Below are 15,072 nucleotides of genomic sequence, written 5' to 3' on the forward strand. Positions count from 1 at the left end.
CGGTGGCACCCCGTTTGTCGGCGGGCCCGGTTACGGTGAGTTGGTGACCACGCATCTGACGCACTGGGGAGCCTTCGAGGCGGACAGCGACGGCGAGCGGCTGACGGCGGTGCGGCCGTGGCGCGAGGATCCGGAGCCGATGTCGTTGATCGACAATGTGGCTTCCGCACAACATCATCCGACGCGGATCGATCAACCGTATGTACGGCAGGGGTGGCTCGAGCACGGGCCGGGCGCGCCGGGGCGGGGCGCGGAGCCGTTCGTGCCGGTGTCCTGGGAGACCGCGCTCGAGCTGTTGTCCGGCGAACTGCGCCGGGTGTATCGCGAGCACGGGGCGGAGTCGGTGTACGGCGGGTCCTACGGGTGGGCGAGCGCGGGACGGTTCCATCATGCGCAGAGTCAGGTGCACCGGTTCCTCAACTGCCTCGGCGGGTACGTGTATCACGTCAACAGCTACAGCCTGGGTGTGTCGCAGGTGCTGCTGCCGTACGTGATCGGCGATCTCGGCTGGGTGATGCAGCAGGCGACCTCGAAATCGGTGCTGGCCGAACACACGGAGCTGGTGGTGGCGTTCGGCGGGTTGTCGCCGAAGAACGCCGCGGTCTCGCCGGGCGGGGTGTCTCGGCACAATACGAAGGGCTGGATCGCGGCCGCGCGGGCGCGCGGCTGCCGCTTCGCGTCCGTCTCACCGTTGCGTGACGATATTCCCGCCGAGGCGCAGGCGGAGTGGATCGCGGCCCGGCCCGGTAGCGACGCGGCGCTGATGTTGGCGCTGGCGCAGGTGCTGGACGCGGACGGGTCGGCGGATCGAGAGTTCCTGGACAAATACACCGTCGGCTACGACCGCTTCCTCGGCTACGTGCGCGGGGACGCGGACGGGATCGTGAAGTCGCCGGAGTGGGCCGCGCCGATCACGGGGTTGGCGGCCGAGCGGATCCGGTCGCTGGCGCGGGAGATGGCGGCGGCGCGGACCCTGGTGACGGTCAGCTGGTCGCTGCAACGAGCGCAATACGGTGAGCAGCCGTTGTGGTTGGGTGTGGTGCTGGCCGCGATGCTGGGCCAAATCGGCTTACCCGGTGGTGGTTTCGGGCACGGGTATGGTTCGGCGGCGAGTCTGGGGGAGCCGGCGCGGGCGTTCTCGCCGCCGCGGCTGCCGCAGGGGCTCAACCCGGTGACGACATTCATCCCGGTGGCCAGGATCGCCGATATGCTGCTCGAGCCCGGTCGGCCGTTCGATTACAACGGTCAGCGTCTGGTCTATCCCGATATCCGGCTGGTGTACTGGTGCGGCGGGAATCCCTTTCACCACCACCAGGATCTGGCTCGGTTGCGCGAGGCGTTCACGCGGCCGGAGACGGTGGTGGTGCACGATCCGTTCTGGTCGGCGACCGCCCGGCACGCCGATATCGTGCTGCCCTCGACCATGTCGATCGAGCGCGACGATTACGGCGCGGGCGAGAACGACCGGGTGTTCTTCGCGATGAAGGCGCTCACCCGGCCGCACGGTCAGGCGCGCGACGACTACGCCGTTTTCGTCGACCTGGCCGAGCGGCTCGGGGTCGGCAAGGAGTTCGGCGAAGGGCGCACGGTCGAGGAGTGGTTGCGGCACCTGTACGAGCAGTGGCGGCTGCGGTTCACCGACCATGCGCTACCCGATTTCGACACTTTTTGGGCGAGTGGGCAATTGGAGTTGCCGATCCCGGACCCGGACCAGGTGCTCGGGGCGCAGTTCCGGGCCGATCCGGAGCGGTTCCCGTTGGGCACGCCCACCGGCAAGATCGAGATCTACTCCGAGACCATCGCCGGTTTCGGCTATTCCGACTGCCCCGGGCATCCGGTGTGGCTCGAGCCCGAGGAATGGTTGGGGGCGCCGGACGCCGCGGAGTTCCCGTTGCAGTTGGTCGCGAATCAGCCGCGGTCGAAGCTGCACAGTCAACTCGACGTCGGTGAGTTCAGTCGGTCCACGAAAGTCGGTGGGCGCGAACCGGTTCGGTTGCATCCGGAGGACGCGGCCGCGCGTGGTCTGCGCTCGGGCGACGTGGTGCGCCTCGTCAGCCGACGTGGCAGCTGTCTGGCGGGGCTCGTGGTCGACGATGCGGTCCGTCCCGGTGTCGCGCAGCTGTCGACCGGTGCGTGGTACGACCCCGACCCCGCCGATCCGACCTTCTGCCGGCACGGCAATCCGAATGCTTTGACGCCGGACCGGCCCTCCTCGACGCTGTCCCAAGGCTGCACCGGCCAGTTGTCTCTGGTGGAGGTCGAACGGTATGCAGGCGAACTTCCGCCGCTGACCGTCACGCAGGCGCCTGCCATCGTTCGGTAAGCGGCGCAACAGGTTTCGTGTGGCGGCGCGGCCGAGCGCCCAGGTCTGTGTTGTGGCTATTCGCTGCTGTTCTGCCGCTGCGGCGATTTGCGTTCGTTGGCGTTGAAACGCGCCTTCTTCTCGCGGTTCCCGCACGTGTTCATCTCGCACCATCTGCGGGTGCGGCTGCGGCTGGTGTCGAAGAAGGCGGCGCGGCAGGTCGGTGACGCGCACAGGGCCAGCCTGCCGTCGCGTGTCCCGGCGATGATGCTGATCGCGTCGGCGGCGATCACGCCCAGGGCGTCGGTGACGCACGTGGGGGAGCTGAGTCGCCATTGCCGCGTGCCCTCGGGGGTCAAGACGGCCGTGGCCCGGCCCTGCGTGCTGCGCTCGTTGATGACCCGGAGGGCGGTCGCGGGGAGGGGCTCGTGCAGGGCGGCCGCGGTCGCGGCGGCGTGTATCGCTTCGCGCAGTTCGCGGGCGAGTTCGAACTGGTCGGGGGTGCAGGACTCCACGGGGAGGTCGTTCACCACCAGCCAGTCGACGAGTCGGCGCGGAGTGGGGATGCGTTCCAGGGGTTCGCCGCGGCGTTCCGACAGTGTCCCCGTGAAGCTGGTTGCCAGCACGCTACCGAGACGGAATTCGGGGAACCGAGCGCTCATGGAACCACCATAGACGGTTGCGGAGCCCGTTCGACGCATGTTAGAACCGTCGTAGATGGTTCACGAACTAGCTAAGACGGTTCTAGGAGGAGGTCTCATGCCCGCATATCGTTTCGCGCTCGACCCTGCACCCGGCGTCGGCGGCCCGGCAGCTCACGTCGCAGAGGTGGTCGCATGAACCGTCGAACCAGCGACGTGCACGCGTTCGAAGCGCACGCCACCGAGGCCGACCTCGATGAGCTGCGCGCCCGACTCGCGGCCGCCCGGCTGCCGGAACCCGAGACCGTCCAACGCGCCGCGCCCGGCCCCGGCCGCTGGGACCAGGGCGTACCGCTCACCGACCTCACCGAGCTAGTGGATTACTGGCGCACCGACTACGACTGGCGGACGTTCGAAACGCGCCTCGATCGGATCGGCCAGTTCCGTACGACCATCGATGATCTGGGCATCCACTTCCTGCACCGGCGTTCGGCACGCGAGGATGCCACGCCCTTGATCATGACCCACGGCTGGCCGGGCAGCATCGCCGAATTCATCGATGTGATAGACGAACTCGCGGATCCCGCCGACCCCGGCACGCCGGCCTTCCACGTCGTGGCCCCGTCGCTGCCCGGCTTCGGGTACAGCGACAAGCCCGCCGACACCGGGTGGGGCATCGAAAAGATCGCGGCCACCTGGGTGCAGCTGATGAACCGGCTCGGCTACCCCGAATTCGTTGCGCACGGCGGCGATTGGGGCGGCGTGATCACCACCGTCCTCGCCGGGCGGTTCCCCGACCGCGTCCTCGGCATCCACACCACCCTCGCACAGGCACCGCCGGGGGCGACCATCGACGGGCTGACAGCGACCGAGCTGGCATGGACCGAACAGACCCGCGATTTCTGGGTTCATCGCGCGGCATACGCGAAGCAGCAGGCGACCCGCCCGCAGACCATCGGCTACGCGCTCGTCGATTCGCCGGTCGGGCTGCTCGCCTGGATCCTCGACAAATTCGCCGAATGGACCGACACCCACGACAGCCCGTTCGAGACGATGTCGAGGGACCGGATTCTCGACGACGTCACCCTGTACTGGCTGACCCGCACCGGTGCGTCGGCGGCGCGCATCTACTACGAAAGCCACCACTCGCTCGACCCCGACCTCCGCGTCGACGTCCCCGCGGCCATCACCATCTATCCCCGCGACATCGAAAAATGCCCCCGCCCCTGGGCCCAGCAGCGATACCGCCAGATCGTCCGCTGGCGAACCCCCGACTCCGGCGGCCATTTCCCCTCCCTGGAAGTCCCCGACTTCTTCGTCAAGGACCTACAGCAAGGCCTCGCCGCAGTCCTGGCCGCCACCCGCTGACTTTTCACCGAACCCGTTCGCCCACGGGGTCAACTCGGCGGTCGGCCGCCAGGGGTCTGCGACGTCGTCGGCGCGACGGTGCTCGAGTGTTCCGGGGAACTCGGTGTCGGCCCGCGCGACGGCATGGGCGGCCGGGAACTATTCGTCGATCCGAACGGAATCTGGTGTGCGATCGCGTCCTTCATCCGGGAGCGCACCGCGTCCCGATCCTCAGGTGGCCGATGCAGGGCGGAACGTGGCGTGCTGTCTCCGGTGACGGGGATGTCCCCGGCGACCGGAATGAGCGTGTACCAGTCTTCTTCTTTGCTGTAGCGTGCCGCGATCAAATAGGACTGCCCCAGCACCAGCAGTTCGTCTCCTTTTTCCACCACGATCGTCCGATCCTTCAGACCACCACGCTGATTGACCGTCACACGGCCGGCGACGTCACCTTTGAGTCGCTCGCTCACCTCGAGCGAGAACTGCGACTCGAGCTGCCCCCGGCGTTCGGTCGACCCGATCGACTCGACCACCCGCCCGAAGAAGATGTCGGTTGCCGCTCCCGCAACCGCCGCCGGATCATCACGGTCGATCACGCTGCTGGATTGGAGGTACGAGGTGGACGGCGGAGACACACCCGGGACAAGAGGCGGCCCTTCCTCCGGCGAACAGGCCACCGCCATTCCCAAGACCGCGAGCACTCCGAGTGACACCCGCCCCGCCGAACGCCGACCACTTTTTCCGATCACTTCACCACCCCCACTTGTAGCGGTATACAGCCTTGTCGAGCCCCTGCAGCGTGCTGACCTGCCTGGTGCCGTCCGATGGCCCCATGATTTGCGAATCACACGAATGATCCAGTCCCAGTGCATGTCCCAGCTCGTGGATCAGTACCACCCGACGCTGGGTATCGCTGTATCGATCTGTGTACGCGCGGTTGAGTTTGATCTGGTCGGGTAGCGCTCCGAAGTTCTGGTACTGCCCAGAATAGGTCTCATCCGGAAGGTTCACCTCGTTGACGGTCAGGTCATATCCCACTGCGCCGGACTGCTTGACGTTGATCGCGCTCATGGTGTTCCACTCAGCGACGGCGCCGCGCCATGCAACGATCGATCTCTCATCGGTGAACGCGGCGGAATACGCGATCTCCCGTCCGTCAACCGAGTTGTAAGGCAGTTGGTATCCCTCGATGCCGGTGACCAGGATGCCGCCCTGGAATCTCTGCGCGTACTGACCACAGCCCGGCTGCCGAGTGTCCTCGATCGGGTAGCCGTATGCACCGTTTTCCCAGTCGGCCCGTGCCCAATACTCGGCGATCGGGGTGCGGACGATGCGAGCACCGGTCGTTGGATGCCAATAGATCGGACCGCCCTCGAACCCTTGGCCACGGCCGTCATTTTTCGTTACGTACTCGTCAGACTTGGGGAAGCCCATCACTCCGTTCTCCCAATCCGCCTGCGCCCACTTGTCTCGAATCAGGCCCCACGTGGGGTGCACACCGGTCGGGCCGGACCAGTGGATCGAGCCGCCTTCGAAATTGTTGAAGCGCCCAGGCTTACGGGTTGGCAGTTCGCGTGTTGTCGGATACCTGAGCGCTCCGTTCTCCCAGCCGAGTTCGCCCCATTTATCGCGAATGGCGCCACCGATCTGGTTTGCTCGCCCATCTGAGACGCGCGGGTGCCAGTAGATCGAACTGCCTCTTTCGAACGCTTGCCACCGTCCCCCGCGCGCGGCGTCGGACTCGGGATTGGTCGCGTTACCGAAGAACGGAAAATCTCCGGCAGCGCGAAACTCGGCGAGTATGGCCCCTCCGACGCAATGGCCGTACCAGGGGTCGTCGTTCGGGCACCGGGGGTCGGCGAACGCAGGACTCGCGCCGACAGCTGCCATACCGGCAACGAGTGCTGTGATCGTCGTCAGGATGGCCGCAATTCGAGTGTAGCGGTGCTGATCGCGCCGTTTTCTGACGTTCGTTCTGCAAGCAAAGACCATGGCCCCTCCCGTTTTTGCCTACGTCGGTCAAGTCCAATGGGACCAGGAAGATGGTGTTCCGCGACAGTGGACTTGACTGGAGAGCGTCGAGTGGGGAGCAATCCGAACGACGCTTCGCCGTGCAGGATTCGCCCGCTGCTGGGTTCGAAGAGCCGGGTTGAGCAGACTCCGAGCGCGGCGATCTCGAACCCATAGCTTGCAGCAGGTGCCGTGTTGCGTTCGGTGATATGACCGTTGAGGTTGTGGTGCCGCAGTTGCACGCCTACCGGGTGAAGATTATTGGGCTGCAATGGCACTCGGTGCACCGTTAGGCTCGCGCGCATGATCCTGCGGCATGTGAGCATCGACTGCGCCGACCCGTACCAGCTTGCGACGTTCTGGGCGGGTGCCACCGGGTGGCCGGTGTCCGACGCGGACCAGGCGGGTGACGACGAAGTCCTGATCGAAGCGCCTGCTCCGGTACCGGGATTGCTGTTCATTCGGGTGCCGGAGGGCAAGACGGTGAAGAACCGCGTCCACTTCGATTGGCTGCCGGACGAGCGCACCCGCGACGAGGAAGTGGACCGGCTGCTCGCCCTCGGCGCGACGCTCTACGAGGATCACCGCACCGCGGACGGTCTGGGCTGGGTTACTCTGCTCGACCCCGAGGGCAACGAATTCTGTGTCGAGCGAAGCACATCCGAACGTGGCGGCACGGCCTGACCGTGGCGGGGGCGACACTCCCTGAATCGGCCTGTGCGGCGGACGGATCGGCGGTGACCTCTAGGATTCCCGCGTGACCTACGACGACCTCGAGCATCTCGACACGTCCAGGCTGCCGGAGCGGCAGCAGCGGATCCTCGCCACGATCCGGGATTGGGTGGTGCGCCACGGGTACGCGCCGAACTCCCGGCAGATCGGGGACGCGGTGGGGCTGCGGTCTTCGTCGTCGGTGTCGAAACATCTGAACAGCCTCGAGGAGCAAGGGTTCCTGCGGCGCAGCGAGACGATGTCGCGCCCGATCGATGTGCGGATGTTCCTGCAGGCGAGCGCGCCGCGGGAAACGAACGAGGACTCGGTGGCGGTGCCGGTGGTCGGCGATATCGCGGCGGGCACGCCGATCCTGGCCGAAGAACATTCCGACGACATGGTGACCATGTCGCGTCAGCTCGTCGGCCGCGGCACCGTGTTCGGGCTGCGGGTGCGCGGCGATTCGATGATCGATGCGGCGATCTGCGACGGCGATATCGTCGTGGTGCGCAAACAGAACGAGGCGCATTCGGGGGAGATCGTCGCCGCGATGATCGAGGGCGAAGCCACGGTGAAGGTGTACCGGCGGCGCAACGGGCACGTCTACCTCGAACCGCGCAACCCTGCCTACCAGGTCATCGATGGTGACGAGGCGGTTGTGCTGGGCAAGGTGGTCTCGGTGATGCGGCGGGTCTGAGCACCCGACGTACCCTGAACTGCATGCCCGACAGCACGTCACTTCGCGCGGATGTCGGACGGTCGGCCGAGGTGTTGGCCGGCCGCCGGATCGCCGTGCTCACCGGGGCCGGGTTGTCCACCGACAGCGGTATCCCCGACTATCGCGGTCCGGCCTCGCCGCCGCGCAACCCGATGACCTACCAGCAGTTCGTCGGCGATCCGGTGTTCCGGCAGCGGTATTGGGCGCGTAACCACGTCGGCTGGCGGCGGATGGACGCGTCACGGCCCAACCCCGGGCACCGCGCGCTGGCCGAGTTGGAGCGCATGGGTGTGGTGACCGGATTGATCACCCAGAACGTCGACCTGCTGCACACCAAGGCGGGGCAGCGCCGGGTCATCGACCTGCACGGCACCTACGCGCAGGTCCGGTGCCTCGGTTGTGCGGCCAGGATCTCGCGGATGGCGTTGGCCGAGCAGCTGGAGGCGGCCAATCCCGGGTTCGCCGACGGTGTCACGACCGACGGGGTAGAGGTCGCGCCGGACGCGGACGCGGTGGTCGCCGATACCGCGGGTTTCCGGATGGTCGATTGCGCGCGCTGCGGCGGCATGCTGAAGCCCGACATCGTGTACTTCGGTGAGAACGTCCCGAAGGATCGCGTGGCTGCCGCGTTCGATTTCGTCGACGCCGCGGACGCGCTGCTGGTCGCGGGCTCGTCGCTGACCGTCATGTCGGGACTGCGGTTCGTGCGGCACGCGGCCAGGCACGGCAAACCCGTCGTGATCATCAACCGCGGCGCCACCCGCGGTGACGAACTGGCGACCTGCACCCTCGATGCCGGGTTGTCCGAAGCGCTGCCCGCGCTCGCGCAAACCCTCGGTGGCGTAAGGGTTTTCGCTGGAACGTAGGGTTCAGCGGTCGGCGAGCACGGTCAAGCTGCGCACCAGTTCCGCGGCCGCGGCCGAGGCGAGCCGGTAGCGCACCACCCGCCCTTCGCGTTCGGCGGTGACCAGCCCGGCGGTGCGCAGCACGGCCAGGTGATTCGACATGTTGGACTGCGTGGCCCCGGTGTGCTCGACCAGCTCGCTCACGGAGGCGTCGCCGCGTGCCAGGTTTTGCAGAACCGCAAGGCGCACACGGCAACTCAGCGCGCGACCGAGCGCGAACAGTCGATCGTCCGGGTCATTGTCATCCATCAGTGGCCAATGATACATTTCCGAACACATCAGTGACGGCTGATGTATCTATCGGCACGGGGAATCGGCATCTCCCGGGAAGGGGCAGCAATGCCTGAGGGTAAGAACGCGGTCGTCACCGGCGCGAGCAAGGGCATCGGACTGGCCGTGACCACCGCGCTGCGCGACCAGGGCTATCAGGTGGTGGCCTGCGCGCGGTCGGTCAACGCCGAACTCGCCGGCATCGCCTCGCTCGCCGTCGCGGCCGACCTGGGCACCCCCGACGGTCCCGGCCGGTTCATCGATGCGGCACTCGCCGAACTCGGCGGCATCGACCTGCTGGTCAACAACGTCGCGGGTACCACGGGCCCGCATCCGGGCGGATTCCTGTCCGTCACCGACGACGACTGGCGTCACGCCCTGGACCTGACCCTGCTCAGCACCGTACGCGCGAGCCGGGCCGCGCTGCCCAGCCTGCTCGAGCGCGGCGGTCAGATCATCAACATCGGCTCGATCAACGCGCGCCGCCCGGCGCCGCACCTGGTGGATATCGCCGCCGCCAAAGCCGCGCTGGCCGCGCTCGGCAAAGCGCTCGCCGAGGAATTCGGTCCGCGCGGGGTGCGGGTCAACACGATCTCACCGGGGCCGGTGCGGACCTCGGTGTGGACCGAGCCCGGCAGTACCGGCGACGCACTGGCCGCCCGCGCCGGCCTGTCCCGCGAAGAATTCCTCGACGTCCTGCCCGCGACCCTCGGCATGTCGACCGGCCGTATCACCGAACCGGCCGAAATCGCCGCCCTGGTGGTGTTTCTGGCAGGCGGATCGGCACCCAACATCAACGGCGCCGACCTCGTCATCGACGGCGGCATGCGCAAGGAGCTCTGAGCGATCGGGCCTTTCAGTACTGCCGATAACCGGCCAGGAAGCGTCCGATACGTTCGATGATCGCCTCCAGGTCGTCGGCGTGCGGGAGGGTGAGGATGCGGAAGTGGTCAGGGTGCGGCCAGTTGAAGCCGGTGCCCTGCACGATGTGAATCTTCTCCTGTAGCAGCAGATCCAGCACGAACTGCTCGTCGTCCTTGATCCGATACATGTCCAGGTCGATGCGCGGGAACGCGTAGATCGCACCCTGGGGCTTGACGCAGCTGATGCCGGGGATCGCGTTGAGCGCCTCCCAGGCCCGGTCGCGCTGTTCGCGCAGCCGCCCGGTGGGCATGGTGAGATCGAAAATGCTCTGGTGTCCACCGAGCGCGGCCTGAATCGCTTGCTGCGCAGGGACATTCGCGCACAGTCGCATTCCGGCCAGCATGGTCAGTCCCTCCAGGTAGCTGCCCGCGTGCTGGGTGGGCCCGGAGACGACGAGCCACCCGGAACGAAATCCCGCGCAGCGGTAGGACTTCGAGAGTCCGGAGAAGGTCAGGCACAACAGGTCGGGAGCGAGTGCGGCGGCCGCGGTGTGGGTGGAACCGTCGTAGCGGATCTTGTCGTAGACCTCGTCGGCGAAGACGATCAGCTGATGCCTGCGCGCGATCTCGAGCAGCTCGCGCAACACTTCCGGCGGATACACCGCCCCGGTCGGGTTGTTCGGGTTGATGATCACCAGGGCGCGGGTGCGGTCGGTGATCTTGGCTTCGATATCGGCCAGGTCGGGATACCAGTCGGCGCCCTCGTCGCAGAGGTAGTGCACGGCGCGGCCGCCGTTGAGCGTCGTCGCGGCGGTCCACAGTGGGAAATCCGGTGCGGGAACGAGGACTTCGTCACCGTTCTCGATCAGCGCGGTCATCGCCATCATCACCAGTTCGGAGACGCCGTTGCCGAGGAACACCTCCTCGACGTCGACCTCGGTGAGCCCGAGGGTCTGGTAGTACTGCACCACCGCACGCCGGGCGGGCAGCAGGCCCTTGGAGCTGGAGTAGCCGCTGGAGGCGGGCAGCGTGCGCACGATGTCCTGCAAGATCTCCGGGGGCGCCTCGAACCCGAACAGCAGCGGATTGCCGGTGTTGAGTTTCACCACGTGGTGCCCCTCGGCCTCCAGTCGCGCCGCCTGCTCGGCCACCGGTCCGCGGATCTCGTAGGACACCCCTGACAGTTTGCTGGACTGCTTGACCTGCATGAACTTCCCTTCTCGCGGCGACTCCGACCCACTGTACTTGGAAATTCCAAGTCTGCACTTGGATTTTCCAAGTAGCAAGCTACAGTGGGTGGCGTGCCACACCGAAGCTACGACCACTACTGCGGCGTCGGCCGCGCCCTCGACGTCGTCGGCGACCGCTGGAGCCTGCTGCTGGTGCGCGAATTGTCCTCGGGCCCACGCCGTTACAGCGATCTGTTCGCCGACCTGCCCGGCATCAGCACCGATATCCTCGCGGCCCGGCTCAAAGACCTCGAACGCGACGGCATCCTCACCCGGCAGCGGGTGGGCCCGCGTGCGAGCACCGCGGTCTACGAACTCACCGCCACCGGCAGCGCACTACGCCCGGTCCTGGACGCGCTGTCGGTGTGGGGGACACCGTTGCTCGGCGAACGCCGCGCCACCGACGCGGTCCGCGCGCACTGGTTCGCGCTGCCCTTGGGACGTGCTGTCGCGCAACACTTCCCGGACGAGACGGTCACTGTTTTCATCGGCGACACGGTTTTTCACGTCACCGTCGATGACGCGGGACGCGTCTCGCACCACGACGGTCCGGCCACCGAACCCGGCCGCGCACTGCACCTCGATCTGGACACCGCGACCGCCGTCGCCACCGGGGCCGTACCGCTGGCCGAGGTCGCGAAGAGCCGCTGACCTCCGGGTGGTGATGCAGGTCCTGGGTCGCGGTCGGAAACCGTGGATGCAGAGCAGTGTGCCGTCGGCTCCCGAGCCGCCGTCGCGATAGAGATCTGATGGCCGCAGTGGGTGAACCGTCGGCCGTTCGCCCGCCAGAACGCGAACTCCGCCGCCGAGGAGTGGGTGCGGCGAGCCGGTTGAATTCCTCCCCATTGGAACATACACCGCGCGGGTGGGCTTGTGGCAAGGGCCCGACTATGCCGCATAATCGCTGGTCTGAGCGGTTTCCTGGGCCGCTCGGGCAAGCCCGGGGACGGGCTGTGCCGGACGAGCGGAACGGAGTGGGCAATGGCAGAGGAACTGGCGTCGAAGGTGGGCCCGTCGCAGATCGACGTAGCCTTCGAGCGGCTCGGCGACCCGAGGCGGCCGCCGGTGCTGTTGATGATGGGTGCCGCGGGCCAGCTGATCGACTGGCCGGACGGTCTGTGCGCGGAACTGGTCGAGCGCGGGCTGCACGTCATCCGGTTCGACAGCCGCGACACCGGCCGTTCCTCCTACATCGCCGGCGGCCCCGCCCCCGATATCGCGGCCGCCATGTCCGGTGACGTGTCCTCGGCCGCCTACACCCTCTCCGATATGGCCGCCGACACCGTCGGCCTGCTCGACGTGCTCGGCCTCGACAGCGCCCACCTCGTCGGCGCCTCCCAGGGCGCGATGATCGCCCAGACCATCGCGATCGAATTCCCCAGCCGGGCAAGGTCGTTGACGTCGATGATGTCGACCACCGGCAATCCCGAGGTCGGCCACAGTGATCCCGCCGCCTTCGGCCGGGCCGGTGCGCCGCCCACCGAACGGGCCGACTACATCGCCTGGCGGGTCGCCGCCAATCGGGCGGTGGGCGCATCCGCTTTCGCCTTCGACGAGGACGCCGCGATCGAGCGCGCCGGACGCGGCTTCGACCGCGGGTTCTCCGCCGAGGCGATGATGCGCCAGTTCGTCGCGGTCCTGGCCTCCGGAGACCGCACCGCGCAACTGAAATCGGTCCACGTGCCCACCGTGGTGATCCACGGCACCGAGGATCGCGCCTTCGACCTCAGCGGCGGCCGGGCCACCGCCGAGGCCATCCCCGGCGCCGAACTGGTCGTCGTGGAAGGGATGGGCCACAGCATGTCTCGCGAACTGTGGCCCACCCTGGCCGAGCACATCGCGGGCCTCGTGCACCGCGTCGAACGGGACCGCTAGGCGGGCAGGCGATTCCCCACCGGCGTACCGGTCTCGACGAGTCCGGACAGAGCCTGCGGTAGCGGGCCCTGATGCAGGACGCCCAAGCGCTGCGTCGCGCGGGTGAGCGCGACGTAGAGTTCGGCGGCCCCGCGCGGACCGTCGGCGAGGATCTGCTCCGGCGCCACGACGAGCACCGCGTCGTACTCCAGACCTTTCGTCTCCGAGGCGGGCACCGCGCCCGGTACGCCCGGCGGCCCGATCACCACGCTGGTTCCTTCCCGGTCGGCTTCCTCACGCACGAATGCCTCGATGGCAGCAGGCAATTCGTCGTCGGTGACGAGCCTGGACCACGGTGGCACGCCGCACGCCCGCACCGACTCCGGGGCCTGGACCTCAGGGGCGAACTCGGCGAGCAGCGCGGCCGCGACCGCCATGATCTCGGCCGGGGTGCGGTAATTGACGGTCAGCGACCGGTAGACCCAGCGTCCGGGCACATACGGCTCCAGCATGCTCGCCCACGAACTCGCCCCCGCCGCCGAACGCCGTTGCGCGAGATCGCCGACCACCGTGAAGGATTTGCCCGGACAGCGCCGCATCAGCACCCGCCAATCCATCTCGGACAACTCCTGGGCCTCGTCGACCACGACATGGCGGTAGGTCCAATCCCGGTCCGCCGCAGCGCGTTCGGCCAGATCGCGGGTATCGCGTTCGAGGAACCGGTCCGCGAGATCCTCGGCGTAGAGCAGGTCCTGGGCGAACAGATGATCCTCGTCGTCCATCATGTCCTCGCGGCTGACCATGACATCCAGGACGCCCGCGGCATATTCGGCCTCTTGCCGCCGTTCCCGCTCGGCGCTGTCGTCGGCGGGCTGGTCGGGGCCCAGCAGATCGAACAACTCGTCGAGCAACGGCACATCCGACACCGTCCACGCCGCACCGTCGGCCCGCCACAGCGCCGCGTCGGCACCCGCCGCGCGGAGCCGGTCGTGCGACGAATACAACTGCGCCAGTAACGATTCCGGTGTCATGATCGGCCAGAGTTCGTCCAGCGTCGCGGTGAACGTGTCATGCGTGGCGAGTTCCTCGAGCAGGTCCTCGCGCAACTGCTCCCAGGCTTGCTTGTCCGAACGGGTCAGCCAGCCCTTGCCGATCCGAGCGATCGCTCGTTCGGTGAGGACCCACGAAACGATCTCCTGGAACACCTTCCGCGCCTCGTTGTGCGGCAGCCCGCTCGCGCGCGCCTCCTCCCTGGCCCACTCCGCGGTCTCGGCGTCGATGCGGACCGTCGCGTCGGCCAGCTCGATCGGCACCGGATCCCGGGGGAGCCGCTGGCAATCGGCCACCGCGGCGGCGAGCACATCCAGGATCTTCAGTGATCCCTTGAGCCGCGCGGCTTCCGGGCCGTCCTCGGCGGTGACGCGCAGCCCGGGCACGAGATCGCCGGTGGTCGTGAACACCACGTTGGTCTCGCCCAGCGAGGGCAGCACATGCGCGATGTGGTCGAGGAACGCCGGATTCGGCCCGACCACGAGCACACCCTGACGTTCCATCCGTTCCCGCTGGGTGTAGAGCAGGTAGGCGACCCGGTGCAGGGCCACCACGGTCTTACCGGTGCCCGGACCGCCCTCGATCACCAGCACGCCCTGGTGCTCGTGGCGGATGATCTCGTCCTGTTCGGCCTGAATCGTCGCCACGATGTCGCGCATCCCCGGCCCGCGCGGTGCGTTCACCGCCGCCAGCAACGCCGCGTCGCCACGTTCGGCGCCCTCCGGGCGGCCCAGCACCTCGTCAGTGAAATCGACGACTTGTCTACCGCGCGTGTGGAACTGGCGGCGCCGGCGCATGTTCTCCGGATTCGCGGCCGTGGCCACATAGAACGCGCGCGCGGCGGGTGCCCGCCAATCCAGCAGCAGCGGCTCGAACTCGTTCGCCTCGTCGAACAGCCCGATACGACCGATATAGGAGCGATCACCGGTCAAGGTGTCGAGCCGGCCGAAGCACAAGCCGTTGTCGGCCACGTCGTAGCGCTGCACCGATTTCGCCAGCGCACGCACCTGATCCTCGCGCTCCATCGCGGTCACCTCCCGGCCCCGCAGCGCCGCACCGTACTGGCCCTTGACCCGGGCGCGCTCGGCGTCGAGCCGCGCGTAGAGTTCGGCCACATAGCCGCGCTCGGCTGCCAGTTCCGCGTCGTAATCCTGAGTTGACATGTGCCCCTT

14 protein-coding genes are annotated in these 15,072 nt (G+C 67.6%); 8 read left to right on the plus strand and 6 right to left on the minus strand.

Annotated features, from left to right (window positions below):
* Positions 1–43 precede the first annotated feature (43 nt).
* Entirely contained in the window at positions 44–2,323 is a 2,280-nt protein-coding gene (locus NVU01S_RS01520) for a molybdopterin guanine dinucleotide-containing S/N-oxide reductase (RefSeq protein WP_052281357.1), read from the plus strand.
* A gap of 56 nt (positions 2,324–2,379) precedes the next feature.
* On the opposite strand, the gene NVU01S_RS01525 is transcribed toward NVU01S_RS01520, so the two are convergent.
* On the minus strand, positions 2,380–2,964 hold the full coding sequence (locus NVU01S_RS01525; protein WP_043681282.1) for a CGNR zinc finger domain-containing protein: 585 nt from the start codon (positions 2,962–2,964) through the stop codon (positions 2,380–2,382).
* A 174-nt stretch (positions 2,965–3,138) separates the two neighbouring features.
* Between NVU01S_RS01525 and NVU01S_RS01530 the strand changes: the two genes are divergently transcribed.
* Positions 3,139–4,311, plus strand: a complete 1,173-nt coding sequence (locus NVU01S_RS01530; RefSeq protein WP_043681284.1) for an epoxide hydrolase family protein — start codon at positions 3,139–3,141, stop codon at positions 4,309–4,311.
* Between the two features lie 29 nt (positions 4,312–4,340).
* Here the strand turns inward: NVU01S_RS01530 and NVU01S_RS01535 are convergent, their stop codons facing one another.
* Positions 4,341–4,886 (minus strand): hypothetical protein, encoded by a 546-nt coding sequence (locus NVU01S_RS01535; protein ID WP_063048035.1) that lies wholly within the window; start codon positions 4,884–4,886, stop codon positions 4,341–4,343.
* 154 nt (positions 4,887–5,040) lie between these two features.
* On the minus strand, positions 5,041–6,282 hold the full coding sequence (locus NVU01S_RS42055) for a matrixin family metalloprotease (protein WP_156161972.1): 1,242 nt from the start codon (positions 6,280–6,282) through the stop codon (positions 5,041–5,043).
* Between the two features lie 321 nt (positions 6,283–6,603).
* On the opposite strand from NVU01S_RS42055, the gene NVU01S_RS01545 reads away from it, so the two are divergent.
* The 3 genes from NVU01S_RS01545 to NVU01S_RS01555 all read left to right on the plus strand — a co-directional run bounded on the left by NVU01S_RS01545 (position 6,604) and on the right by NVU01S_RS01555 (position 8,595).
* Entirely contained in the window at positions 6,604–6,984 is a 381-nt protein-coding gene (locus NVU01S_RS01545) for a VOC family protein (RefSeq protein WP_043681287.1), read from the plus strand.
* Between the two features lie 73 nt (positions 6,985–7,057).
* Positions 7,058–7,708: a transcriptional repressor LexA gene (lexA, locus tag NVU01S_RS01550; RefSeq protein WP_042256482.1), complete on the plus strand. Its 651-nt coding sequence runs from the start codon at positions 7,058–7,060 to the stop codon at positions 7,706–7,708.
* A 23-nt stretch (positions 7,709–7,731) separates the two neighbouring features.
* Positions 7,732–8,595: an NAD-dependent protein deacetylase gene (locus NVU01S_RS01555; RefSeq protein WP_052281355.1), complete on the plus strand. Its 864-nt coding sequence runs from the start codon at positions 7,732–7,734 to the stop codon at positions 8,593–8,595.
* Between the two features lie 3 nt (positions 8,596–8,598).
* Here NVU01S_RS01555 and NVU01S_RS01560 read toward each other — a convergent pair whose 3' ends face one another.
* The gene (locus NVU01S_RS01560) at positions 8,599–8,883 is read right to left on the minus strand and encodes an ArsR/SmtB family transcription factor (RefSeq protein ID WP_043681292.1); all 285 of its coding nucleotides are present in this window, start codon (positions 8,881–8,883) and stop codon (positions 8,599–8,601) included.
* A gap of 90 nt (positions 8,884–8,973) precedes the next feature.
* Between NVU01S_RS01560 and NVU01S_RS01565 the strand changes: the two genes are divergently transcribed.
* Complete coding sequence (locus tag NVU01S_RS01565; RefSeq protein ID WP_043681295.1) at positions 8,974–9,747, plus strand: SDR family oxidoreductase; 774 nt, start codon at positions 8,974–8,976, stop codon at positions 9,745–9,747.
* Between the two features lie 13 nt (positions 9,748–9,760).
* Here the strand turns inward: NVU01S_RS01565 and NVU01S_RS01570 are convergent, their stop codons facing one another.
* The gene (locus NVU01S_RS01570) at positions 9,761–10,975 is read right to left on the minus strand and encodes a pyridoxal phosphate-dependent aminotransferase (protein WP_042256473.1); all 1,215 of its coding nucleotides are present in this window, start codon (positions 10,973–10,975) and stop codon (positions 9,761–9,763) included.
* 93 nt (positions 10,976–11,068) lie between these two features.
* On the opposite strand from NVU01S_RS01570, the gene NVU01S_RS01575 reads away from it, so the two are divergent.
* Both NVU01S_RS01575 and NVU01S_RS01580 read left to right on the plus strand, forming a co-directional pair.
* Positions 11,069–11,647, plus strand: a complete 579-nt coding sequence (locus tag NVU01S_RS01575) for a winged helix-turn-helix transcriptional regulator (RefSeq protein WP_043681299.1) — start codon at positions 11,069–11,071, stop codon at positions 11,645–11,647.
* Between the two features lie 330 nt (positions 11,648–11,977).
* Positions 11,978–12,871 (plus strand): alpha/beta fold hydrolase, encoded by an 894-nt coding sequence (locus tag NVU01S_RS01580; RefSeq protein ID WP_043681302.1) that lies wholly within the window; start codon positions 11,978–11,980, stop codon positions 12,869–12,871.
* Here the strand turns inward: NVU01S_RS01580 and helR are convergent.
* Positions 12,868–15,063 carry an RNA polymerase recycling motor ATPase HelR gene (gene helR, locus NVU01S_RS01585; protein ID WP_175068857.1) on the minus strand — a complete coding sequence of 732 codons (2,196 nt, stop codon included), beginning with the start codon at positions 15,061–15,063 and terminating at the stop codon, positions 12,868–12,870. The genes NVU01S_RS01580 and helR overlap by 4 nt on opposite strands.
* Positions 15,064–15,072 lie beyond the last annotated feature (9 nt).

This window comes from Nocardia vulneris (assembly GCF_001613425.1).
Lineage (GTDB): Bacteria > Actinomycetota > Actinomycetes > Mycobacteriales > Mycobacteriaceae > Nocardia > Nocardia vulneris.

What these genes read in the sequence shown, in the direction of transcription:
- NVU01S_RS01545 (WP_043681287.1), top strand. Translation starts at nt 6,604, where the DNA reads ATGATCCTGCGGCATGTGAGCATCGACTGCGCCGACCCGTACCAGCTT.
- NVU01S_RS01560 (WP_043681292.1), bottom strand. Translation starts at nt 8,883, where the DNA reads ATGGATGACAATGACCCGGACGATCGACTGTTCGCGCTCGGTCGCGCG.
- NVU01S_RS01530 (WP_043681284.1), top strand. Translation starts at nt 3,139, where the DNA reads ATGAACCGTCGAACCAGCGACGTGCACGCGTTCGAAGCGCACGCCACC.
- NVU01S_RS01570 (WP_042256473.1), bottom strand. Translation starts at nt 10,975, where the DNA reads ATGCAGGTCAAGCAGTCCAGCAAACTGTCAGGGGTGTCCTACGAGATC.
- helR (WP_175068857.1), bottom strand. Translation starts at nt 15,063, where the DNA reads ATGTCAACTCAGGATTACGACGCGGAACTGGCAGCCGAGCGCGGCTAT.
- NVU01S_RS01525 (WP_043681282.1), bottom strand. Translation starts at nt 2,964, where the DNA reads ATGAGCGCTCGGTTCCCCGAATTCCGTCTCGGTAGCGTGCTGGCAACC.
- NVU01S_RS01580 (WP_043681302.1), top strand. Translation starts at nt 11,978, where the DNA reads ATGGCAGAGGAACTGGCGTCGAAGGTGGGCCCGTCGCAGATCGACGTA.
- NVU01S_RS42055 (WP_156161972.1), bottom strand. Translation starts at nt 6,282, where the DNA reads ATGGTCTTTGCTTGCAGAACGAACGTCAGAAAACGGCGCGATCAGCAC.
- NVU01S_RS01555 (WP_052281355.1), top strand. Translation starts at nt 7,732, where the DNA reads ATGCCCGACAGCACGTCACTTCGCGCGGATGTCGGACGGTCGGCCGAG.
- NVU01S_RS01565 (WP_043681295.1), top strand. Translation starts at nt 8,974, where the DNA reads ATGCCTGAGGGTAAGAACGCGGTCGTCACCGGCGCGAGCAAGGGCATC.